The organism is Micromonospora wenchangensis (genome assembly GCF_002210435.1).
Lineage (GTDB): Bacteria > Actinomycetota > Actinomycetes > Mycobacteriales > Micromonosporaceae > Micromonospora > Micromonospora wenchangensis.
The window spans coordinates 180089-201497 of the sequence record NZ_MZMV01000004.1 but is presented as its reverse complement, the minus strand read 5'-3'; the positions used below and the strand labels follow the sequence as shown (position 1 = coordinate 201497).

23 protein-coding genes are annotated in these 21409 nt (G+C 71.8%); 9 read left to right on the top strand and 14 right to left on the bottom strand.

Features of this window, described 5'->3' with window-relative positions; genetic code table 11:
* Positions 1-266: 266 nt before the first annotated feature.
* From B5D80_RS03945 to B5D80_RS34125, 3 genes are read right to left on the bottom strand one after another with little or no spacing between them, the layout of a single operon-like run.
* On the bottom strand, positions 267-473 hold the full coding sequence (locus tag B5D80_RS03945; protein ID WP_088642375.1) for a hypothetical protein: 207 nt from the start codon (positions 471-473) through the stop codon (positions 267-269).
* 2 nt (positions 474-475) lie between these two features.
* The gene (locus tag B5D80_RS03940; protein WP_245854209.1) at positions 476-1675 is read right to left on the bottom strand and encodes a helix-turn-helix domain-containing protein; all 1200 of its coding nucleotides are present in this window, start codon (positions 1673-1675) and stop codon (positions 476-478) included.
* Entirely contained in the window at positions 1662-1832 is a 171-nt protein-coding gene (locus B5D80_RS34125; protein ID WP_245854208.1) for a hypothetical protein, read from the bottom strand. Before B5D80_RS34125 ends, B5D80_RS03940 begins: the two co-directional genes overlap by 14 nt.
* A gap of 244 nt (positions 1833-2076) precedes the next feature.
* Between B5D80_RS34125 and B5D80_RS03935 the strand changes: the two genes are divergently transcribed.
* Positions 2077-2904, top strand: a complete 828-nt coding sequence (locus B5D80_RS03935; RefSeq protein ID WP_088642373.1) for a helix-turn-helix domain-containing protein — start codon at positions 2077-2079, stop codon at positions 2902-2904.
* Between the two features lie 8 nt (positions 2905-2912).
* Positions 2913-3107 (top strand): DUF397 domain-containing protein, encoded by a 195-nt coding sequence (locus B5D80_RS03930; RefSeq protein ID WP_088642372.1) that lies wholly within the window; start codon positions 2913-2915, stop codon positions 3105-3107.
* Between the two features lie 253 nt (positions 3108-3360).
* Here B5D80_RS03930 and B5D80_RS03925 read toward each other — a convergent pair whose 3' ends face one another.
* The 4 genes from B5D80_RS03925 to B5D80_RS03910 form a co-directional block, all read right to left on the bottom strand.
* The gene (locus B5D80_RS03925) at positions 3361-3765 is read right to left on the bottom strand and encodes a type II toxin-antitoxin system VapC family toxin (RefSeq protein WP_088642371.1); all 405 of its coding nucleotides are present in this window, start codon (positions 3763-3765) and stop codon (positions 3361-3363) included.
* Positions 3762-3959, bottom strand: coding sequence for a hypothetical protein (locus B5D80_RS03920; protein ID WP_088642370.1), 198 nt, complete (start codon positions 3957-3959; stop codon positions 3762-3764). The genes B5D80_RS03925 and B5D80_RS03920 overlap by 4 nt, the downstream gene beginning before the upstream one ends.
* Positions 3960-4222: 263 nt before the next feature.
* Positions 4223-5032 (bottom strand): pectate lyase, encoded by an 810-nt coding sequence (locus B5D80_RS03915; protein WP_211291378.1) that lies wholly within the window; start codon positions 5030-5032, stop codon positions 4223-4225.
* Between the two features lie 174 nt (positions 5033-5206).
* On the bottom strand, positions 5207-5944 hold the full coding sequence (locus tag B5D80_RS03910) for a tetratricopeptide repeat protein (protein WP_088642369.1): 738 nt from the start codon (positions 5942-5944) through the stop codon (positions 5207-5209).
* A gap of 283 nt (positions 5945-6227) precedes the next feature.
* Between B5D80_RS03910 and B5D80_RS03905 the strand changes: the two genes are divergently transcribed.
* A complete protein-coding gene (locus B5D80_RS03905) occupies positions 6228-6557 on the top strand; it encodes a hypothetical protein (RefSeq protein WP_144081564.1) in 330 nt (109 codons plus the stop codon).
* 30 nt (positions 6558-6587) lie between these two features.
* A complete protein-coding gene (locus B5D80_RS03900) occupies positions 6588-9935 on the top strand; it encodes a CHAT domain-containing tetratricopeptide repeat protein (protein ID WP_245854206.1) in 3348 nt (1115 codons plus the stop codon).
* An 18-nt stretch (positions 9936-9953) separates the two neighbouring features.
* On the opposite strand, the gene B5D80_RS03890 is transcribed toward B5D80_RS03900, so the two are convergent.
* The 4 genes from B5D80_RS03890 to B5D80_RS03875 form a co-directional block, all read right to left on the bottom strand.
* Positions 9954-10673: a CDP-alcohol phosphatidyltransferase family protein gene (locus B5D80_RS03890; protein WP_088642367.1), complete on the bottom strand. Its 720-nt coding sequence runs from the start codon at positions 10671-10673 to the stop codon at positions 9954-9956.
* A complete protein-coding gene (locus B5D80_RS03885) occupies positions 10648-11715 on the bottom strand; it encodes an iron-containing alcohol dehydrogenase family protein (RefSeq protein WP_088642366.1) in 1068 nt (355 codons plus the stop codon). Before B5D80_RS03885 ends, B5D80_RS03890 begins: the two co-directional genes overlap by 26 nt.
* On the bottom strand, positions 11703-12434 hold the full coding sequence (locus B5D80_RS03880; RefSeq protein ID WP_088642365.1) for a phosphocholine cytidylyltransferase family protein: 732 nt from the start codon (positions 12432-12434) through the stop codon (positions 11703-11705). Before B5D80_RS03880 ends, B5D80_RS03885 begins: the two co-directional genes overlap by 13 nt.
* Before the next feature lie 79 nt (positions 12435-12513).
* Complete coding sequence (locus B5D80_RS03875) at positions 12514-13323, bottom strand: helix-turn-helix domain-containing protein (RefSeq protein ID WP_245854205.1); 810 nt, start codon at positions 13321-13323, stop codon at positions 12514-12516.
* 167 nt (positions 13324-13490) lie between these two features.
* Here B5D80_RS03875 and B5D80_RS03870 point away from each other — a divergent pair, with 167 nt between their 5' ends.
* The gene (locus B5D80_RS03870) at positions 13491-14585 is read left to right on the top strand and encodes an aminotransferase-like domain-containing protein (protein ID WP_088642364.1); all 1095 of its coding nucleotides are present in this window, start codon (positions 13491-13493) and stop codon (positions 14583-14585) included.
* A gap of 296 nt (positions 14586-14881) precedes the next feature.
* A complete protein-coding gene (gene corA / locus B5D80_RS03865) occupies positions 14882-16030 on the top strand; it encodes a magnesium/cobalt transporter CorA (protein WP_088642363.1) in 1149 nt (382 codons plus the stop codon).
* 11 nt (positions 16031-16041) lie between these two features.
* Here the strand turns inward: corA and B5D80_RS03860 are convergent, their stop codons facing one another.
* Entirely contained in the window at positions 16042-16956 is a 915-nt protein-coding gene (locus B5D80_RS03860; protein ID WP_088642362.1) for a polysaccharide deacetylase family protein, read from the bottom strand.
* 252 nt (positions 16957-17208) lie between these two features.
* Positions 17209-18072, bottom strand: a complete 864-nt coding sequence (locus tag B5D80_RS03855; RefSeq protein ID WP_088642361.1) for a hypothetical protein — start codon at positions 18070-18072, stop codon at positions 17209-17211.
* Positions 18073-18156: 84 nt separating this feature from the next.
* On the opposite strand from B5D80_RS03855, the gene B5D80_RS03850 reads away from it, so the two are divergent.
* Both B5D80_RS03850 and B5D80_RS03845 read left to right on the top strand, forming a co-directional pair.
* Entirely contained in the window at positions 18157-18687 is a 531-nt protein-coding gene (locus B5D80_RS03850) for a peptidylprolyl isomerase (RefSeq protein ID WP_088642360.1), read from the top strand.
* A 27-nt stretch (positions 18688-18714) separates the two neighbouring features.
* The gene (locus tag B5D80_RS03845) at positions 18715-19662 is read left to right on the top strand and encodes a rhomboid family intramembrane serine protease (protein ID WP_088642359.1); all 948 of its coding nucleotides are present in this window, start codon (positions 18715-18717) and stop codon (positions 19660-19662) included.
* 28 nt (positions 19663-19690) lie between these two features.
* On the opposite strand, the gene B5D80_RS03840 is transcribed toward B5D80_RS03845, so the two are convergent.
* A complete protein-coding gene (locus tag B5D80_RS03840) occupies positions 19691-20116 on the bottom strand; it encodes a PH domain-containing protein (RefSeq protein ID WP_088642358.1) in 426 nt (141 codons plus the stop codon).
* A 104-nt stretch (positions 20117-20220) separates the two neighbouring features.
* Here B5D80_RS03840 and B5D80_RS03835 point away from each other — a divergent pair, with 104 nt between their 5' ends.
* Positions 20221-21393, top strand: coding sequence for a thiolase family protein (locus B5D80_RS03835; RefSeq protein WP_088642357.1), 1173 nt, complete (start codon positions 20221-20223; stop codon positions 21391-21393).
* Positions 21394-21409: the final 16 nt, after the last annotated feature.

Genomic DNA, 21409 nt, shown 5'->3' with positions numbered 1-21409 from the left:
TTGCTCCGTCACCGAGTTCTCGTACTTTCGCAGGTCGAAAACTCCAACGGAACAACGGCATGCGCCGTCACCGACCCCACCCACAACCCACAAACCCGACACAAGATCCATATTTATGCCTGCTGGGCATGACGACTCCGGCCGAACCAGCTCGGTGGGCCGTTCCCCTGCTGTCCGCCTCGGGCGACCCCGGGGGCTGAGCGTGGTGGGCGACGGTGCCCCGCCGCCGGTGGTGGGCGGTGAGCTGCTGCGGTGCGGCGGGCGCTTCACGCCGGGTGGTGGGGTTCGCCGGGTGGCCGGCAGGCAGCGGCGGCGGCGAGGACGTCGCGGGCGGCGGCCGACACCCGGCAGCCTGCGACCCGGCAGACGCGGCATCGGCCGTCCGGGTCGGGCCGGTGGGCGCGGAGGACCGCGCGGGCGGTGAGGATCAACCGGTTGCGGATCTGCGCCAGCGACAGGTGCGGCGCGGTCACCGTCAGGTCACCCCCAGGGCGGCGGCGAGCGTGACGATCGTGGCCGGGGCGTGCGGGGTGCGGGCCACCTGGGCGAGCACCTCCCCGGCGGCGGGCCGGTGGCGTACCTCGGCGGGTGCCATCCGGTCGGCGTCGGCGAGCACCCGGCCGGCGTTGGCCGGGTCGTCGGCCTGAAGGTAGGCGCGGGCCGCGTCGATCAGGTGCGCCGCCCGGTGTTCCAGCGGCAGCCACCGCCAGGCGTCCCGCCGGGTCGCCTGCTCGTGCCAGGCCACCGCCTCGCCGGCATCGCCCAGGTCGAGCGCGGCGGCGGTACGGGCGAGGTCCACCGCCGTCGGCCCGAACGCCGTCCGGTGGTGGTCGTGGCCGTCGCCGACCTGCGCGGCCATCCCGGTGGCCTCGTCGAGCAGGTCGGCGGTGGCGCGGTCGTCGCCCCGGCGGGCCGCCCCCAGCGCGGCCTGCACCAGCAGGGTTCCGCACAACGACAACTCGCCGGGGCCGCCGTCGTCGGGGCCGAGCAGGGCGATCCGGTACGCGGCGGCGAGCGACGCCGACACCGCCGCGCGGGGCCGCCCCGAGGCACGGAACACCTGGCCGAGCTGCACCGTGGCGGCGGCCACCAGCAGGGGATCGCCGGCCCCGGTGGCCATCGCCCGGTCGGCGGCCAGCCAACCCAGGTCGACCTCGCCGAGCTTCACCAGCAGCGCGGCGGTGAGTCGGTACACGTCCACCAGCAGCGGCCGGTTCGACTCGTGATCGTCGGCGGAGATCCGCTGCACGCCGGCCAGCAGACCCGGCAGCACGTCGACCACCTGCGGGTACCTGGCGTACTGGAACTGCACCCAGGCGTGCCCGACGTCCCGCACCACCCGGCCGGCCGGCACCGCCGGGCGGGTCGCCGGTCGCCCGAGCGCCATCTCGTACGTCGACAGGGCCGCCCGAATCCGCTCCACCCCTTCCATCCGGGCGGTCGTCGTGGCGGGTCGCGCGTCCCGGCCGAGCAGCACGGCGGTGTCGATCCGCAGCACGGCGGCGATGTCCCGCAACGTCGACACCTTGTCCAGCGACCGGACACCCCGCTCGATCTTGTCCACCCAGGATTTCGACCGGCCGAGCCGATCGGCGAACACCTGCTGCGACAGTTTCCGCCGCCCCCGCCAGTACGCCACCCGCCGGCCGACCGGCAGCAGCTCACTGCCGTCCACGACGCCACCGCCGGTCCGGTACCGCCCGGGTGGTCTCCTCGGCCGGTATCCGCTCCGCCTCCGCCTGGGCGAGAATCCGTTGCCGGGCCGCCTCACGTTCCGCCGCCTGGATCTGCTCGCCCCGGTCGTCGTGGTCGGGCCCGCGCCGCGCCGTCACGACCAGCACCCCGCCCGGTATTCCCCGGCCAGGGTCAGCAGCGGCCGCCGGAACGGCTGCCAGAGCCTCACCAGCAGGCCAGAGTGCGTCGGGTTCTTCGCATGCCGAGCCATGGGGACCTCCCGAGAGTTCTTCTGGTTACCTAATTTAGGAACCTAAAAACGCATGCTAGGAGGCGACAACTGATTTGGGAACCCACGGCGTGTCGCCTGATCGTGGACGACAGGGGCGGGATACTCGCCGGATGGTCACCCCGACGATCCAGCGACGTCGCCTCGGCAACGCCCTCCGACGAGCCCGCGAGGCGGCAGGCAAGAGTCAGGACGAGGCGGCGGAGGTCATCGACTCCGCATCGAGCAAGGTCAGCCGGATGGAGTTGGGTCAGTCCGGCATCCGGCTGACGGACCTGAAGCTGCTGCTCGACTTCTACGGCGTGTCGGCGGAGGAGGCCGAACCGCTACGGGAACTCGCCCGCGCCGGTAGGCAGCGCGGGCGGTGGAGCGGGTACCGCAACGTGGTGCCGGACTGGTTCCGGCAGTACCTCGACCTGGAGGCGGACGCGGCGGAGATCCGCTGGTACCAGTCCGAGGTCATCCCCGGCATCCTCCAGACCGAGCCGTACATCAGGGCGATCATCGACCGGGATGACGTGGAGCGGCAGGTCGAGGTGCGCCTCGAACGGCAGAAGGTCATCGACCGCCCGGACGGCCCGGAGCTGAACTTCATCCTCAGCGAGTCCGCCCTCCGGCGGAACCTCGGCGACCGCGCGACGATGCGGGAGCAGTTGTCTCACCTCGCCGCGCTTGCCGATCGCCCGAACGTCACGATCCAGGTGTTTCCGCTGGATGCCGAGACGTACGTCGTTTCCTCGTTCAGCTTCATCCTCCTCCGGTTCGGGGAGGAAGTCGCCTCCGACGTGGTCTACCTGGAGACGTTCACGGACGCGGATTACCTCGACAGCCCCGAGGCGCTTCGGGCCTACAATCGGCACTGGGACCGTCTCCGGGCTGCGGCCTTGGGGCCGGCGGAGTCCCGCAGGCTCATGCTGCGGATAGCAGGCGAGATGAAGTAGAGGCTGACATGTCGAACCCGGACCTCACCGGCGCGGTATGGCGCAAGTCCACCCGCAGCGACGGCAACGGTGGCGCGTGTGTCGAGGTGGCCGACCTCCGCAACGGGGTGGCCGTCCGGGACAGCAAGGACAAGTCCGGCCCCACCCTCGCCTTCGACGCCCACGGCTGGCGCACCTTCGTCGACTCCCTCAAGCACAACTGACGTTGCCCGTCGTACCGACTGCGGAAGTGGCACGCACCGGCCCCGTCTCGGGAGCCCGGGGCACGCTGCGGTGCGGACGAACCGCCGCCCGAGAGTTGAGCGGCAAATCTGTGGGCCGAAGTAGCGGTATCCCGTCGCGGTTGACACCCCAACTTCGCCCCAACTGAGTCGATCAAGGTGGGTGCGGCGGTCGAAGACGCCCAAGAACATCTGGGCCTGACCCGGTTTGACGGACTTCCCGCCTCCCTACCACCTACGAGACGTCGAAGAGCCGGAGGCCGTCGTGCTCGGCGAAGTCGGCGTAGTCCTTGTCGTTGAAGGTCGCCAGCGGCAGCCGATCGACGAGACAGCACGCCGCGATCCAGGAGTCATTCGTCGGCCGGGGCCGCCCGCGATGCTGCGCCCGAGCCTGAAGCTGGCCCCAGGTCGTCGCCACCGCCTCGTCGAAGGGGAGCAGCACCACGCCGGATCGCCACTGCGCGAGGTCGGCCAGCTTGCGTGGCCCCCAACTCCTCAGCGCAGTCCACTTGGTCAGCTCCCCGAGCGTGACGAAGGTGATGCACAGGGTCTTACCGACCAGTCGGGTGCGGAGCCTGTCGTGTAGCCGGCCGCGCAGAATGGCCGATGCGACGTCAGTGTCCAGGACTACCAGGCTCACGCGGCGTTGGCCCGGCGGGAGGCATAAAGATCAGCGAGAAAGTCGTCCAACTCGTCGTCGGACTCGAACAGGCCCGGCCGTGCGAGGTCGTCGACGGAGGCGATCGGCCGGACACCCTGGCGACGGGCAATCTCCTCGGCCGGTACGTGCTCAGCGGTCGGCCACTCAGGCATCTGCTCGGCGCTGCTCGACATCCCGGCTCACCTCCTGCGTCTTGGATCGTCGCCTATTCTCGCACCTCTGGCGTCCAGGCGTCCGCATGTCAGGGCCAACTGTCAGTCGTCTTCCGTCACACCCTTCGCGCGGCTGTGACCTGGACTGTTGTCGTGGTTTGGTCCGCTCGCTGGGGCGTCGGTGCCAGTGACGGCGACGGGCCGCGCATGCCCACCTGGGCGCGTGCGCGGCCCGCCTCGGCTGTGGCCGAACGTCGATGCCGGGCCCTGCCTGCTAGCAGGCCCTACCGGTAGACGATGTTCGACGACGTGTACTTGCAGTAGGTGCCGTCGGGGCCGCTGCCGGTCTTGACCGGCTCAGCGCCGGAGCTGTTGCCCGTGTAGCGGTCGCAGATGGAGATCTTCCGGCTGCTGTCGCCGTAGATGGTGATGCCCGAGAAGGTCGCGGTGTCGCCGTAGTTGGTGTTGATGCCGGCGAGCACCTTGCCGGGGGCGGTCACGGTGACGTTCTGGATGACGACGGTCCGCTTGTACTGGGTCGAGCAGTTGCCGCACGACCGGTACAGCTTGCCGAAGTTGCTGACGTCGAAGTTCTTGATGGTCAGCTTGCCGCCGCCGTTGTGCTGGAACACCTTGTCCGAGGCGGACCGGGCACCGCCGCCGTCGACGGTGTAATTCGCCGACGAGCCGCCCTTGAAGGTGGCGGCGTCCTCGCCGACGTCCTCCCACCACACGTTGATCAGCGTGCAGCTGCCCTTGCAGTGGATGCCGTCGGCGGCCGGCGAACCGATGATCACGTTCTTGATCGTCGCGCCGTCAGCCAGCTCGAAGATCGGCTTCTGGCTCTCGCTCTGACCGCCGTCACCCATCGCGCCTCCGGCCTTGTAGCGGACCAGGCCGAAGTCCCGGGTGCCGCTGATCGACTGGGTGCTGGTGACGGTGGTGGTGCTCTTGGCGGTGGGCCAGGTGGCGGCCTGGGCACCGGTCTGGGTCACGACCAGGCCGGCGGCGACCAGCCCTACGGTGGCGAACGGCAGCAGGGCGACCTGCCACCGTCGACGGCGCGACGTCGCGCCGTTGTCACGTGTGCTCACGTGTCCTCCGAGACGGGTGATGGGACGGGGTGGTGGCGGACAGCCGTCCGCACGCGCAGGGGTGCCCGCCAAAGTGCCGCAACAGGATTGGAAAGCGCTTACCTGCGAACGCCACACTACGATACCTTTCGATGCGCCGGAAGGGTCTCGCTCGGCCATGGCCGAAGCGCATTCCTACTGGCGTTCCGCGCGTTCCTGACGGAGTTGTTCGAGGACACGGGTGTCGGCTTCGAGGTCGGGGTGGCCGACCTGCCGGTCGAGGTCGACGACGTGTTCGAGCTCGCTGATCGCCTGGTTGAGGTCACCGCCCGCCCGGAGGGCCATCGCGATGTTGTATCGGGTGACGGCTTCGCCGGCTCGGTCGCCGACTTCCCGCGTGATGGGGAGGGCTTGGTGGTAGTGGTGCAGGGCCCGCTGCCGATCCCCCAGGCTGTCGTACACGCTGCCGATGTTGTTGAGGGTGGTGGCTTCGCCGGCTCGGTCGCCGACTTCCCGCCGGATGGGGAGGGCTTGGTGGTAGTGGTGCAGGGCCCGCTGCCGATCCCCCAGGCTGTCGTACACGCGACCGATGCTGGTGAGGGTGGCTGCTTCGTTGCCCCGGTGGCCGGCCTGTTGGTACATGGTCAAGGCCTGCTGGTAGTCCTCCAGCGCCGGACGGGGGCGGCCCGTCGACGACCGCGCCCAGCCACGGTCGTAGAAGGAGCCGGCGTCCGGGCCGAGGGTAAGCGTCGCGGTGGCCATGGCCTCGACGGCGGCGAACCGCGAGGTACTCAACCACACCCGACACACCCGGTCACCAACATCCCGGGCGATCTCCGGCTGTCGGCCGGCGACCGCGAGTCGATGCACCTCCACGCGTCGGGCGATGGTGGTCGCCGCAGCGGGGTTGACGGGGCGTTCTCGATCCTCCATGGCCGGTCCACCTCGCTCTTCCTGCTGCTCCCGTTGCCGAGGGTAGTGCGGTGACACCACAGGCGTACGGGCGGTGGCACCGGTCGTCGTTGTTCTTTCCCCGGTGACCGGGGGCGCGGTCGATGAGTCGGAAAGCTGTCACCTGAGGCCGGTTCTCCGAGAGGTCCCGGGACGCGAATGAAACGTACAGTAGCCGCCAAGGTCCGTACCGTTGATCGTCCGGCTGGTCCGGCGGGGGCGGTCTGAGCCGGTGTGACCAGGTGCGTCGGGGAGGGTGTGGGCGATGGCGAACGCCACAGTGGAGGTTTCCGGGGCGCAGGCTGCGAGCTGGGCGGCGGAGCTGCGGGCCGCGCTGCTCGGTGCCGTGGGGCCCGACGGCAGTGTGTCGCCGGTGCAGGTGCAGCGTTCGGCCGAGATGGTGATCGCGGTGATCGGGCTGGTGTTCTCCGGGGTCGGTGCGGCCAAGACGATCACCGGGTGGTGGGGTGCCCGCCGCCGGGACGGCGCTGCCGTCACCGTGCTGCTGCCCGACGGTACCCGGATCGAGCTGGCCGAGGGCAGCCAGGCCCGGCTGGAGATCGCCATGCGGCAGGACGGCACCGGGCCGCACTGACCTGACCACCACCACGACGGGGATGGGCAGATGAGCACCTTCGACCTGGAGGTCTTCGCGCAGACCTCGAACCACTACGAGCTGCGGCTGTCCGCCGCCAGCCAGCCACCCCGGACCCGCAACCTGGACCGGGCCGCGGTCGACGAGCTGATCACCCTGGTACGCCACGACTACAGCACCGACGCCACCGCGCAGAAGGTGTACGGCGCGACCCGGCTGGCCGAGCTGGGGACCCGGCTGGCGGAGTTCCTCGACGGCGACGAGCGGTGGCTCACCCCGATGCTGGCCCATCCCGCCGGGGCGGTGCTGCGGATCAGCGCCGAACAGCGGCTGCGGCACCTGCCGTGGGAGTTGCTGGCCCGGGAAGGAGCGTTCCTGACGGTGGCCGGGCGGGCGCCGCTGTTACCGGTCCGGGCGGTCGGCGAACACGCGGTGTTGCCCGGTCCGGTCGAGCCGGGCAACCGGCCGTTGCGGGTGCTGTTCATGGCGGCCTCGCCCGAAGGTGTCGAGCCGGTGCTCAACTTCGAGGCCGAGGAGGCGGCGATCCTGGCCGCGACCCGGCGCACCGGCACCGATCTGGTGGTGGAGGAGAGCGGCACCCTGGAGGGGCTGCGGTTCCTCAGCCGCGACTACGGGCCGGGTCACTTCGACGTGCTGCACCTGAGCGGGCACGCCACCACCGCCGGTGGGCAGCCGGTCTTCCTGCTGGAGGACGAGTACGGTGCGCCCACCAGGGCGACGGCCGACCAGCTCGCCGAGGCGATGCAGGGGCACTGGCCGAGGCTGGTGTTCGTCTCCGGCTGCCTGACCGCTGACGCCCCGGAGGGCGGCGTGGTCCCGTCGATGAGTGAGAGCCTGGTGCAGGCCGGTGCCCCTGCGGTGCTGGGCTGGGCGCTGCCGGTGGGGGACGTCGCCGCCACCGACTTCGCCGCCGCGCTCTACCAGGCCCTGGCCGACGGAGGGTCGTTGGACCGGGCCATCATCGCGGCCCGCCGCCACCTGTTCCACGACAGGAAGAGCAGCTACTGGCATCTGCTCCGCGTCTACGCCGACCGGTCGCCGCTGGCACCTCTGGTCACCCCGCTGCACACCAAGGGTCGCAAGCGGTTGCAGGTACGCGCCGCCGACCAGCAGTTCCTGGACCCGCAGACCCAACTGTCCCGGGTCGCCTCCCGCGCCGAGTTCGTCGGCCGGCGGCGGGTCATCCAGCGCTGCCTACGCGTCCTGCGGCAACCCGCCGACACCCCCGGCGCGGCCCAGGGCCTGCTGCTGGCCGGCATGGGCGGGCTCGGCAAGAGCAGCCTCGCCTCCCGGCTCCTGGAACGCATGCCCACCCACCAGCGCGCCGTCTGGTACGGCCGGGTCGACGCCATCAAGTTCCGCGAACTGATCGACAAGGTCCGCTTCGACGACCCTGACCAGAGGACCGAGGCCGCCAAACTTCTCGACAACGAGCAGCTCCCGCTTCCGATTCGGCTGCGGTACCTGCTCGACGCCGACGGGCCGCTCGGCGAGACGCCCTGCCTGTTCGTGTTCGACGACTTCGAGACCGGCAACCTCGACACCCGCGACGACGGCAGCCGGGTCCTCGCCCCGGCGATGGCCGAGATCCTGCCCGCCCTGCTCACCGCCATCCGCGACACCGACAGCCCGAGCCGCGTCGTCATCACCAGCCGCTACCGCTTCCCCACCCCGACCGGCACCACCCTCGCCGTCGAAGCGCTGGAAACCCTCACCACCGTCGAGCAGACCAAGAAGATCGCCAACCTGACCAACCTGCGCCCCGAATCCACCATCAACCCCACCATCCGCACCCGGGCGATCGGGGCCGCAGCCGGCAACCCCCGCCTGCTCGACTGGCTCAACCGGATCGTCGACGATGCCACCCTCGACGTCGACGGCCTACTCGCCGCCATCGAGGGCGAAGCCGACCGGTTCCGCCGCGAGACGGTCCTCGCCGACAACCTGCTCGACTCCCAACCCCTCGAACTCCGCCGGATGCTTGCCCGGGTCAACGTCGTCGAACTACCGATCCCCGCCGCCACCGTTCACGCCCTGCACCAGCATCCCGACGCCGCCCGGCACCTCCAGCGGGCCGTCGAACTCGGCCTGCTCGAAGAGGGCATTGACCCCGACACCCGCGAACCCCGCTACTTCGTCTCCAACGTCCTGCACCCCCTCGTCCGTCCCCTGCTCACCGACGACGAACACACCGAGGCGTGCGCCGCCGCCGCCCGGTCCCTCTACCAGATCTGGGGGTCCTCGACTCCACCGACGCCGATGGCCACTGACCCGAGGACCATCGCCCTCTGGGTCGAGGTGCACCGGCTCGCCGTCGCCGGGCAGCAGCCGGAGATCGCCCGAGATGTCGCAGGCCGGGTGTGTCGGGTGTGGTTGCGTACCTCGCGGTTTGGCGCCGTCGAGTCCATGGCCACCGCGACTCTGACCCTCGGCCCGGACGCCGACGCTCTTTACGACCGGGGCCAGGCGCGGTCGTCAACGGGCCGGCCCGGGCCTGCGCTGGAGGACTACCAGCAGGCCCTGACTATGTACCAGCAGGTCGGCCACCAGGGAAACGAAGCCGCCACCCTAACCAGCATCGGTCTCGTGTACGACGAGTTGGGGGACCGAGTGCGGGCTCTGGACAACTACCGCCTGGCCCTTCCTATTACGAGGGAGGTCAGCGACCGGGCTGTCGAAGCCGCTACCCTCAACAATATCGGTAAGGCATACGACGGGTTGGGGGATCTGCACCGGGCCCTCGACCATTACCACCAGGCGCTCCCCATCACGCGGGAAGTCGGCGACCGGGCCGGCGAAGCCGCCACCCTGAGCAACATAGGCAATGTATACAACGGGTTGGGGGATCTGCAGCGGGCTCTAGAACACCACCGCTTGGCCCTCCTCCTTGCGAGGAAGGTCGGCATCCGGGCGGGCGAAGCCATCGCCCTCGCCAACATCGGCAGTGTGTACGGCAGTCTGGGGGATCGACTGCGGGCTCTGGACCACTACCACCAGGCGCTCCCCATCACGAGGGAGGTCGGCGACCGGGCGGTCGAAGCCATCACCCTCAACAACATCGGCCAAATGTACCAAGGTCTGGGGGATCTGCAGCGGGCCCTCGACCACTACCATCAGGCGCTTCCCCTCACGAGGGAGGTCGGCGACCGGGTCGGAGAAGCCGTCACGCGGTACAGCATTGCGATGGTGCACTGGGCAAACGGTGACCTCGACCAGGCGATCCACGAACTCGTACGCGTGGTTGACCTCGACCGGCAGGTCGAGCACCCCGACCTCGAAGCCGACACCGCCGTCCTCGAACAACTCCGGCGACAACGCGCGGAGGAGCACGGCGCCGACCCCCCTGCGGGACCGTGACGGCGGTGCCGCCGGCCCCTACAGCGAGGCGCGGGCCGAGAAGGCGATGCTGGCCAGCAGGAACCCGCCGTTGACCACCGTGAACGCCACGACCACCCAGAACACCAGCGCAGGCACCAGCATCAGCACCAACCCCGCCACGAAGATCACCGCGCCGTAGTCGCGGACCAGCTTGACCAGGCGTACCGGCAGGGAGGTGGAGGTGACCATGCTGGCGGCGTTCGGGCCGGACTGCATCACCGAGGTCACCAGGTTGACCATCCAGGTGCCGGCGAAGGTCGCCACCAGCCAGGTCGGCGTGGAGGGGCGCTGCGCCACGGCGGTGGCGGACAGGGCGGCGACCAGGGCGATCTGGGCGGCCACGTCGCAGAGCACGTCGACCCGGGCACCGGCCGCGCTGCCCTGACCGGTCACCCGGGCGAGCTGCCCGTCGGCGCAGTCCAGGGCGTACGCCACCTGCCAGCCGACCAGCGCGACCAGCCCGACCAGCCAGGCCGGTACGGTGCCGGCGGCGACCCGGTCGGCGAGCGCCACCACGGTCACCGAGGCGGCCAGGCCGAGCACCAGGTTGGTGATGGTCAGCGCGGTCGGGCGCAGCCCGAGGCGCTGGGCGACCAGGGCGAAGACGGCACCCAGCCACTGGCTGACCGACTCACTGAACAGGCCGCCGCCCCGGTTGACCCGGTGGAAGTCGGCAACGGTGGGACGGGGTTCAGCCACTGTGGTCGCGGAGTGCACCGGCGTAGTCTGCCAGCCGCTCCCGCGTCTCGGTAACCGACATGGCCAGGTGCTCCAGGATGGTGTACCGGTCGGGGCGGGTGGCCGGGGCGAACTGCACCGCCTCGACGAACTGGTCGTCGGTGAGCCCCACGTCGGCGGGGTGCCGGGGCAGCCGGTGCCGGCCCAGGCAGGCCGCCATCTCGACGAAGCGCCGCTCGTCACCGCGCAGGAACGTGCAGAACAGCGCGCCGAGCCCGGCCAGCTCGCCGTGCGACGAGGTGCCCGGGAAGAGGGCGTCGACGGCGTGCATGATCTCGTGGCAGCCGCCGCTGGCCGGTCGGCTGCTGCCGCAGACCGCCATCGCCAGGCCGCTGGAGATCAGCGCCTCGGCCAGCACCGTGACGAACGCGTCGTCGGTCATGTCGCCGGTGTGCGCGAGCACCGCCTCCGCGCCCATCCGGGCCAGCGACGCGGCGAGCCCGTCGACCGGTTCGCCGCGTACCTGGCGGGCCAGTTCCCAGTCGGCCAGGGCGCTGATGTTGCTGACCACGTCGCCGATGCCGGCCCGGTTGTGCTGGTCGGGGCCGGCGGCCACGAAGTCCAGGTCGACGATCACCGCGATCGGGATGTGCACCCCGTAGGAGCCCTTGATGCCGCCGGTGATCAGGCTGGCGACCGGGGAGGCGATGCCGTCGTTGGCGAGGCTGGTCGCCATCGTCACCATCGGCAGGCCGCGCCGGGTGGCGGCGTACTTCGCCACGTCGATGGTCTTGCCGCCGCCGATGCCGACCACCGCGTCGTACGAGCGTTCGCGGAGCTTGCCGCCCAGCTCGTCGGCGGCGTCGAGGGTGCCGCCGGCCACGGTGAACACGTCCGCCGAACGCAGCGACGGCCGCAGCAGGTCGGCGATCTGCCCGCCCTGCCCGGGGCCGACCACCACCGCCACGTCGCCGCCGGAGGAGATCCGCCCGTCGGCGAGGATGGTGGCCAGGTCGGCGACCGCGCCGCGCCGCACGTCGATGTGCAGCGGGGTCAGGATGGTACGGGCTAGTAGCGGCACGCGATCTCCCGCGCCCGGGTCAGGTCGTCGTGGTTGTCGACCTCGACCCAGGAGACGTCCCCGATCGGCGCGGCCCGCACCTCGCCGCCCCGGTCGGCGAACTCCTGGTAGCCGTCCTCGTAGTAGAGGTTCGGGTCGCGCCGCCAGGTCGCCTCCAGCGCGTCGGCGAGCGCCCCGGCCACCTGCGGCTCGATCAGCGTCGCGCCGATGTACTCGCCGTACGCCTCGCCCGGGTCCATCAGCTTGGTGATCCGGGTGAGCTGGCCGGCGGCGTCGAAGGTGGTCTTCATCTCCTCGTCGGCCAGCGCCTTGAGGGTGTCGACGGCGAGCAGGATGCCCGGCCCGCGTTCGGCCAGCAGGGTCTTCTCCACGCTCACCGGGTGCACGGTGTCGCCGTTGACCAGCAGCACGCCCCGGGCGAAGTGCTCCCGGGCCAGCCACAGCGAGTAGGCGTTGTTCCACTCCTCGGCCTTGTCGTTGTGCACCAGGGTGAGGGTGACGCCGTACTTCTGCTCCAGCGCCGCCTGCCGCTGCACGACCGCGTCGGCGGCGTAGCCGACCACGATCACGATCTCGGTGAGCCCCACCTCGGCCAGGTTGCGCAGCGCGATGTCCAGGATGGTGGTCTCACCGTCCACCGGCACCAACGCCTTGGGCAGGGTGTCGGTGTACGGGCGCAGTCGGCGTCCCGCACCGGCCGCGAGCACCATCCCGATCATGCGGGGCCTCCCTCGTACGACTCCAGGTCACCGTGGAGGATAGCCCCGCGTGACCGGCCGGCCGCCGTCAACCGGGGGTTCAGCCGGGCAGGGCGGCCAGGTCGGCGAGCACGCACAGCCGCTCGTCGGCGGTCAGCGTCGCGTACGGGCCGGCCGCCCGACGGTCGGTCTCCAGCTCGATGGCCCGCCGTTCCGGCCCGTCCGGCAGCTCGCCGACGCTGGCGGCGGTGTGCCCGGCGGCGGTCCACGCGTCGGCGTACGCGTCGGCCCGGTGGTACCGCAGCGCGCCGATCCGGTTGAGCAGCAGCACGCCCGGCGGGGTGCCGTCCGGCTCGTACGGCGGGGCGACCGCCGCGAACGCCGGCCCCGGCCCGGCGTCCGGCTCCCCGGCCAGCAGCACCGCGTACGCCACCACCCGCCCGTACGCCTCGACGAGCCGGCGCACCCGGTCGTCGTGCCCGGCCCACAGTTCCTCGGTCACCTCGGCGTGCACCTGGTACAGCTCGGTGAGGAAGTCGACGCCGCGTTCGGTGGCGGTGATCCCGCCGTCGGGCCGGCGGGCGATCGTGCCGTGGGCGACCTGCTTGTCCAGCGCCCGTTGGCAGGTGGCCGGGTCGCGGTAGCGGTTGACGGCGGCGAAGCCGGCCCGGTCGACGGAACCGCCCGGCGCGGCGAGCCGGGTGCGGAACTCCACCAGGAAGCCGGTGGCGGCGGGCCCGCCGTACCGTTGGCTCAGTTCGGCGCCGCCGCCGTCGCGGCCGGCGAGCATCCCGGCGACGAACGCCCGCTCGACCGCCGGGGCGACCAGCCCGGCGAAGCGGTGCGGTGCCAGCTCGACGCCATCATCCGTGATCAACGCGCCGGCGCTGCGGAGGGGCTCGGTGGGCACGCTTCGACAGTAGCGAGCGCGGGCCGGCCGCGCCGATGCCCGGTCCCGGCCCGACCTGCACCGGAGTCGACCGGTTCGACCCTTACCGCCCCGTGTGGCGTGCCCGCATGTTGAACTTGGCGTGTATGCCGGCCGGAGCGGCCCGGCCAGGCCCTAGGCTCGTGCGCATGACCGCCGAGCAGCTGATCTCGTTCGCCCGTGGCGCGCCCTCGCTGGACATCGTGGATGTCGAGGGGCTCAAGGCCGCCGCTGTCCGTGCCTTCGACGCCGACCCCGCCGGGGTCACCGCCTACGGCACCTCCGTGGGTTACCCCCCCTTGCGGAAGTGGATCGCCGAGAAGCACGGCGTCGAGGCGGATCAGGTGCTGGTCACCAACGGCTCGCTCCAGGCCGACGCGTTCCTCTTCGACCACCTGGTCCGGCGCGGGGACGCCGTGGTGGTGGAGCGTCCGACGTACGACCGGACGCTGCTCAACCTCCAGCGGATGGGCGGCGAGATCCACGGCGTGGGCATCGAGCCGGACGGTCTGGACACCGCCGAGCTGCGCAAGCTGCTGGAGTCCGGGGTACGCCCCCGGCTGGCCCACGTGATCCCGAACTACCAGAACCCGGCCGGGGTGACCCTCTCCCTGGACAAGCGCCGTGAGCTGCTCGACCTCGCCGCCGAGTACGGCTTCACCATCTTCGAGGACGACCCGTACGCCGACATCCGGTTCCGGGGCGAGCCGCTGCCGTCGATGCTGTCGATGGACACCCGGGGTGTGGTGGTGCACGCGTCGAGCTTCACCAAGACCGTCTGCCCCGGGGTCCGGGTCGGTTACCTGGTCGGGCCGGCGAGCCTGATCGCCGACATCGCCAAGAAGGCGACCAGCCTCTACATCTCGCCGGGCATGGTGTCCGAGGCGATCGTGCACCAGTTCTGCGTCTCGGGTGACATCCAGCGGTCGATCGCCACGGTGTCGTCGGCGCTGGGCGAGCGGGCCGGGGTGCTGGCCGAGTCGCTGCGCCGGCATCTGCCCGAGGCGACGTTCGTCGAGCCGGACGGCGGCTACTTCCTCTGGGTGGAGTTCCCCGACGACGTGGACGTGGACCGGTTGGCCCCGGCCGCCGCCGAGCGGGGTGTCGCCGTGGTCAAGGGCAGCGACTTCATGGTCGACGGTGGGCGGCACGCGTTGCGGCTGGCCTTCTCCGCGGTGACCGCGGACCGGATCGACGAGGGTGTGCGCCGGCTCGCGGACGCGGTGGCGGCCGTCCGGGGCTGAAATATCTGTCGGGTTTCTGACAAAAGTACGACGTCGGCCGGTCGAGGGCTCCCCTCGGCCGGCCCGGCGACCCACAATGCTGCGAGCGTCACTCACGTTCGGCCGGTGACCCGGTCGTTCCCGCCGGACGGGTGGGCGACGCGGCAGCATTACCCCCGCCCCCAGCGGTGCCGGGTGGGTCGGGTCGCCCCCTCACCCCCCTGAACGCGGCCCGACCCGCCCGGCGCCCACACCCGCCATCCCCGGCGGCGGCGTAGCCTGCAAGCCGCAGCAGGACACCCGGGAGGGGGAACGCCATGACGGACCGGGCGGCACGGGAGCGGTCGGCGACACTCCACGGCGGTCGGGTGCTGAACCCCCGCGCCTGGGTCTCCCCGGTACGCGCGATGTCCCGCATCCTCAACGCCGACGGCTCCCCCCGTACCCCCGCGCCCACCGGCCCGGGACGCAGCGGGGTGGTCGACTGCGGCCTCTACGTCGACGGCGAACGCCGCCCCGGCCAGTGGCAGTACGCCGAGGCGCTGGCCGCCGCCCGCGACGAGCGCGACGGGTTCGTCTGGCTCGGGCTGCACGAACCGGAACTGGCCGAGATGACCGCCATCGCCGAGACGTACGGCCTGCACGAACTGGCCGTCGAGGACGCGGTGAAGGCCCAGCAGCGGCCCAAGCTGGAACGTTTCGGCGAGGTCAGCTTCCTGGTGCTGCGGACCGCCCGCTACTGCGAGCACACCGAGCTGACCGAGACCTCCGAGGTGGTGGAGACCGGCCAGGTGATGCTGTTCATCGGGCCGAACTTCCTGATCAGCGTCCGGCACGGGGACGCCTGCCGGCTCGCGCCCGTCCGGGCCGACCTGGAGGCCAAGCGGGACCTGCTACGCCATGGACCGTGGGCGGTGGCGTACGCGATCACCGACCGGGTGGTGGACCTCTACCTGGAGGTGGCCGACCAGTTGGAGGACGACCTCGACGTGCTGGAGGCCGACGTCTTCGACCGGCAGAGCAGCGGGCGTATCCAGCGGATCTACCAGATGAAGCGGGAACTGGTGGAGTTCAAGCGGGCGGTGATCCCGCTGCAACGGCCGCTGCTGACGCTGACCGCACAGGTCAACCGCGAGGTGCCGCAGGAGGTACGGCGTTACTTCCGCGACGTGCAGGACCACCTCAGCCGCACCGTCGAGCAGGTCAACTCCTACGACGACCTGCTCAACTCGATCCTCCAGGCCCGGCTGGCGCAGGTCACCGTCGACCAGAACAACGACATGCGCAAGATCGCCGCGTGGGCGGCCATCGCGGCGGTGTGGACCGCGTTCGCCGGCGTCTACGGCATGAACTTCGAGAACATGCCCGAGCTGAAGTGGACGTACGGCTATCCGGGGGTGCTCGCGTTGATGCTTGCCATCTCGCTGGCGCTCTACCGGTGGTTCCGCCGCAACGGCTGGCTCTGACCGCCCGCCGGTCAGTGGGCCGGGGCGGTGGCCGGGGTGGCCGCCGCCATCAGCTCGGAGACGGTGACGAACTCGAAGCCCCGCCGCCGCAGCCCGGTGATCATCGCAGCCAGCCCCCGGATAGCGACCAGCCGGTCCGCCGGCCCGGTGTCGTGTGCGAGCAGGATGGTGCCCGGGTCACAGGAGTCGACGACGTAGTCGACCAGGCCGTCCGGATTCTGGGTGAACCGGGATTCGAGCATCTGCCGGTTCCACAGGACCACCTGGTAACCGAGATCGTTGGCGGCGAGCAGGGTGCTGCCGGCGAGGTGCCCGTACGGCGGGCGGAGCAGGGTGGGCTCCCGGCCGCAGAGCCGGGTCAGCTCGTTGTGCGCCCGGCTGATCGCGGTGCATGCCTGCTCGTAGGTCATCTTCGCGAGGTCCTGGTGGGCCCAGGTGTGGTTGCCGATCTCGTGACCGTCGAGCCGGTGCGTCACCAGCCGGCCGTACTCGCGGGCGCGGCGGCCGACCATGAAGAACGTGGCCGGGGTGTCGGTCTGCGCGAGGATCGACAGCACCCGGGGGGTCCAGTTCGGCGCGGGCCCGTCGTCGAAGGTGAGCGCGATCAGCCGGCGGGTGGTGTCCACGCTCCACACCACGTCGACCCGGGACGACCGGGGCGGGGTGCGCCGGTCGGCGTGCACGGTGGCGGCGTACCCGCCGTAGACGGGCAGCTTGCTGTCGGCGGTCGCCTCCGCATACCCGAACTCGCCGGTCAGCGCCACCCCGGCACCGGCCAGGGCGGCGGCGGTGCCGGAGAGCACCCGCCGCCGGGACAGCGCCCGGTCACGCCCGGCCGGGCGCTCGGCGGACAGGTCCCGGCGCCCCGTCGAGGGGGTACCGCTCGGCTCCGGAGCCGGACGCTCCGGGTCGGTGGTCGGCGACATACGAGCACTGTAGGAGCCGGACGCCCGCCGGGTGGGCCCGTGACGGTCGGGGAGAACCCTGAAAAATCCTTACGTTGTCGTGGGGGCGCAGCCCGGGGCGGGTCCGGTGCCGCTGGCGGGCCGTACCGTGCCGGGGGTTCCGGGTAGGGGCGGCACGTCGACGTGCCGGGCGGCCCGGAACCCGCCGGAAGCCGGCTGCGGCGCGGGACGACCGGTGGGGTCGTCGCCGCGCCGCCGTCGAGGTGCGGGGGATCAGCGCCGGGTGCTGGACGCGGTCTTCCCGGCGTCGAGCGCCTTGCCGAGGTCGTCGGCCGGCCGGCCGGAGACGTCGGTGGCGCCCTCGGCGACCGAGGGAACCTTGTCGTTCGGGTGGATCACCGGCTTGCCGGCCGGGGTGGCGGCCGCCACGGCGGAACTGCCGACGCCGGTGGGCGGGGTGGCCGAACCGGTGGCCGTGGTGCCGTCGGCCGACGGGGTCTCGACCACCAGGATGTCGACGTCGTCGCGGGGGGCGTCGACGCCGGCGGCGGCCGAAGCGGTGGAGACGTCGGCGGTGGTGGAGGCACCGGCGGCCGGCGGGACGGGGGCGGTGCCGATGCCGCGGGTCGGGTCGTACTCGGCCCACTCCTGCTGCTCGCGGCGGCGACGCAGGGCCATCGCGCCGGCCACCCCGGCCACCGTGCCGGCGACCAGCAGGCCGGCCATCATGCCGCGCGAGGTCTGCTTCCGCTTCCGGGCCTTCGGGCTCTTCGCCTTGATCTTCTTGCTCACCTTGGCCTGCTTCGCGGCGGCGGCCTTCTTGCCGGCCACCGCCCTGCCGGCGGCCTCGGCCTGGGCGTGGCGCACCGCCAGGGCCACCGGGGCGAGTGCCGCGGCCGTCGTCGCCAGGCCGCTGGAGGCCCGGTCCCGCACCGCGACCGCGGTCGGTGCGACGGCACTGCGGGCCGACTGGACCCGCGGGCCGACCGTGGCGCCGGCGCCCTTGGCCGCGTGCGTGGCGGCCTGCCTCAGGTGACCGATGCCCTGGTGCAGCTCCACCTTTGCCAGCTGCCCCTGGGTCTTGCGCCGCCCGATTCCAAACACGGTCCCACCTCCTGGGAGTTGTTCCTTCGTCATCCTCCACCAACGGATGCCTCCGCACTGCCAGATGGGGCACATGGGAGGATCCGCATGGAACTGACCAACGAGTGAGGAGTACCCGTGGCCGAGGCTGTCTACGCCACCTTGCACACCAACGCTGGCCCGATCCGGCTGGAACTCTTCGGCAATCACGCTCCGAAGACGGTTCGTAACTTCGTCGACCTGGCCGAGGGCAACAAGGAATACACCGATCCCCGTACCGGTCAGCCGGGCAACGGGCCGTACTACGACGGCACCATCTCGCACCGGGTGATCAGCGGCTTCATGATCCAGATGGGTGACCCGACCGGCACCGGCCGGGGCGGCCCGGGTTACACGTTCGCCGACGAGTTCCACCCGGAGCTGCGCTTCGACCGGCCGTACCTGCTGGCGATGGCGAACGCCGGGCCGGGCACCAACGGCTCGCAGTTCTTCATCACCGTCGGGGCGACCCCGCACCTGAACAACCGGCACACCATCTTCGGCCAGGTGGCCGACGAGCAGTCGGCGAAGGTGGTGGACTCGATCGCCAACACCCCCACCGGCCCGAGCGACAGGCCGTTGCAGGACGTGGTGATCGAGCGGGTCGAGATCGAGCGCACCGGGGCCTGACCGCGGCTGCGAGGTACCTTTGCACGCATGACTGAACGCTCCGGGCCGGCCGGCGACGCCACCGGCGGGTCGGTGCCGACCACCCCGGTCTGCTACCGCCACTCCGACCGGGAGACGTACCTCAGGTGCTCCCGCTGCGACCGGCCGATCTGCCCGGACTGCATGCGGGACGCTCCCGTCGGCCACCAGTGCCCGGAGTGCGTGAACGAGGGACGCCGCAGCGTACGGCCGGCGCGTACCGCCTTCGGTGGCGGTGCCGCCGGCCGTCGTGGCCTGGTCACCCGCACCCTGATCGCGCTGAACGTGCTGGTCATGGTCGTCTCGGTGCTCAGTGACCGGGGCGGCGACTCGCTGATCGGCGGCTCAGGCTTCGGCGGCCTGCTCGGCGGTGGCACCCCGCTGACCCAGTGGGGTTCGGTGCTCAGCTACGCCTCGTACGTGCCGTTCGGCGAGGCGCACGGGGTCGCCTCCGGCGAGTGGTACCGGCTGGTCACCGCGATGTTCCTGCACTACGGCGTGGTGCACCTGCTGCTCAACATGTGGGCGCTCTGGGTGCTCGGGCGGGAGCTGGAGGCCCTGCTCGGGCCGCTGCGGTTCCTCGGCCTCTACCTGATGGCCGGGCTCGGCGGCAACGTCGCGGCGTACCTGTTCAGCAGCCCCAACACCGCCTCGGCAGGTGCCTCGACGGCGATCTTCGGGCTGTTCGCGGCGGTCTTCGTGCTGATGCGCCGGCTCGGCCGGGACACCTCGGCGATCCTGCCGATCCTGGTGATCAACCTGATCTTCACGTTCACCGTGCCGGGCATCTCCATCCCGGGCCACGTCGGCGGGCTGATCGTCGGGGCGCTGATGGCGCTCGTGCTGGCGTACGCCCCCCGGATGCGGCGCTCGGTGTTCCAGGCCGCCGGTGCGGGGGTCATCCTGCTCGCGCTGCTCGGCCTGGTGATCGTCCGTACGGTGATGCTGCTCGGCTGAGCGGTACCGGGGCGGGGCCGTGCGCCGGTCAGGGGCGGGCGGCCCGGACCGCCTCGGCCACCTCGGCCGGGGGCGCGCCCAGGTCGGCCCGGCCGAGCAGGTGCAGGGTCTCACCCGCGTCGATCTCCAACGTCTCGCCGGTCAGCCCGAACCGGGTCCGCCGGTCCACGGTGACCGCCTCCACCGCCTCCCACGGCAGGTGCCGCCGCCCGGCGTACCCCCGCACGACGGTGATCCCGTCGGCGTCGACCGCGAGCCGGACCGGGGCGAGCAGGTCGCGTACCGCCCAGGCGGCGATACCCACGGCGGCGGCGACGGCCAGCGCCAGCGGGACCGGGTCGCCGTCGGCGAGCAGCAGTCCGAGGGCGACCAGCCCGACCGCGCCGGCCAGCTTCACCGCCGGGACCGCCGGGGGGACCCGCCACTGGCGGGCCGGAGACGTCGGTGGATGCACCGTCCCAGCATGCCAGCCACGCCGGGCCGGCCCCGGCGACGCGGGGGGCGGACCGGCGGTCGGGGACGTAGTATCGACACAGCCGAAGTTACCGGGGAGTAGTCATGAGTGACGCAGTCATCGTCGGTGCGGTGCGTACCCCGGTCGGGCGACGCAAGGGCGGCCTGGCCGAGGTGCACCCGGTCGACCTGTCGGCGCACGTGCTGCGCGCCCTCGCCGACCGCACCGGCATCGATTCCGGCCAGGTCGACGACGTGGTGTGGGGCTGCGTGTCCCAGGTCGGCGAGCAGTCCTGGAACGTCGCCCGCAACGCCGTGCTCGCCGCCGGCTGGCCCGAGTCGGTGCCCGGCACCACCCTCGACCGGCAGTGCGGCTCCAGCCAGCAGGCCCTGCATTTCGCCGCCGCGACGGTCGTCTCCGGGCAGGCCGACCTGGTGGTGGCCGGTGGCGTCGAGTCGATGACCCGGGTGCCGATGGGGTCCAGCGTCGGCGACGGCATGCCGTTCAGCGACCGCATCCGGGCCCGCTACCGGGGCGTCGAGGGCTTCGCCGACGACCAGCCGCTGCCGTTCAACCAGGGGGTCGGCGCCGAGCTGATCGCCGCCCGGTGGCGCTTCTCCCGCAGTCAGCTCGACGAGTTCGCCCTGGCCAGCCACGAGAAGGCCGCCGCCGCGCAGGACGCCGGGGCGTTCGACCCCGAACTGGCCCCGGTGCCGCTCAGCGACGGCCGCTCGTTCACCGCCGACGAGGGCATCCGCCGGGACACCTCGCTCGCCGCGCTCGGCGAGCTGAAGACCCCGTTCCGCGCCGACGGGGTGGTGACCGCCGGGTCCGCGTCGCAGATCTCCGACGGGGCCGCCGCGCTCGCCGTCACCACCAGCGAGTGGGCCAGCCGGCACGGCCTGCGCCCGCTGGCCCGGGTGCACACCGCCGTGGTCGCCGCCGACGACCCGGTCGCCATGCTCACCGCCCCCATCCCGGCCACCGCGAAGGCGCTGCGCCGCGCCGGCCTGGGCATCGAGGAGATCGGCGTGTACGAGGTGAACGAGGCGTTCGCCCCGGTGCCGCTGGCCTGGCTCGCCGAGACCGAGGCCGACCCGGAGCGGCTGAATCCGCGCGGCGGGGCGATCGCGCTGGGGCACCCGCTCGGCGCGTCCGGTGCCCGGATCATGACGACGATGCTCCAGCACATGCGGGACAACGACCTCCGGTACGGCCTGCAGACCATGTGCGAGGGCGGCGGCATGGCCAACGCCACCATCCTCGAACTCCTCTGAGTGCGTGTTTGAGATG

Coding starts and splice junctions, on each gene's coding strand:
- B5D80_RS03935 (WP_088642373.1), top strand. CDS start 2,077: ATGGTCACCCCGACGATCCAGCGACGTCGCCTCGGCAACGCCCTCCGA.
- B5D80_RS03930 (WP_088642372.1), top strand. CDS start 2,913: ATGTCGAACCCGGACCTCACCGGCGCGGTATGGCGCAAGTCCACCCGC.
- B5D80_RS03920 (WP_088642370.1), bottom strand. CDS start 3,959: ATGTCGAGCAGCGCCGAGCAGATGCCTGAGTGGCCGACCGCTGAGCAC.
- B5D80_RS03910 (WP_088642369.1), bottom strand. CDS start 5,944: ATGGAGGATCGAGAACGCCCCGTCAACCCCGCTGCGGCGACCACCATC.
- B5D80_RS03905 (WP_144081564.1), top strand. CDS start 6,228: ATGGCGAACGCCACAGTGGAGGTTTCCGGGGCGCAGGCTGCGAGCTGG.
- B5D80_RS03900 (WP_245854206.1), top strand. CDS start 6,588: ATGAGCACCTTCGACCTGGAGGTCTTCGCGCAGACCTCGAACCACTAC.
- B5D80_RS03880 (WP_088642365.1), bottom strand. CDS start 12,434: ATGATCGGGATGGTGCTCGCGGCCGGTGCGGGACGCCGACTGCGCCCG.
- B5D80_RS03870 (WP_088642364.1), top strand. CDS start 13,491: ATGACCGCCGAGCAGCTGATCTCGTTCGCCCGTGGCGCGCCCTCGCTG.
- corA (WP_088642363.1), top strand. CDS start 14,882: ATGACGGACCGGGCGGCACGGGAGCGGTCGGCGACACTCCACGGCGGT.
- B5D80_RS03860 (WP_088642362.1), bottom strand. CDS start 16,956: ATGTCGCCGACCACCGACCCGGAGCGTCCGGCTCCGGAGCCGAGCGGT.
- B5D80_RS03855 (WP_088642361.1), bottom strand. CDS start 18,072: ATGACGAAGGAACAACTCCCAGGAGGTGGGACCGTGTTTGGAATCGGG.
- B5D80_RS03845 (WP_088642359.1), top strand. CDS start 18,715: ATGACTGAACGCTCCGGGCCGGCCGGCGACGCCACCGGCGGGTCGGTG.
- B5D80_RS03835 (WP_088642357.1), top strand. CDS start 20,221: ATGAGTGACGCAGTCATCGTCGGTGCGGTGCGTACCCCGGTCGGGCGA.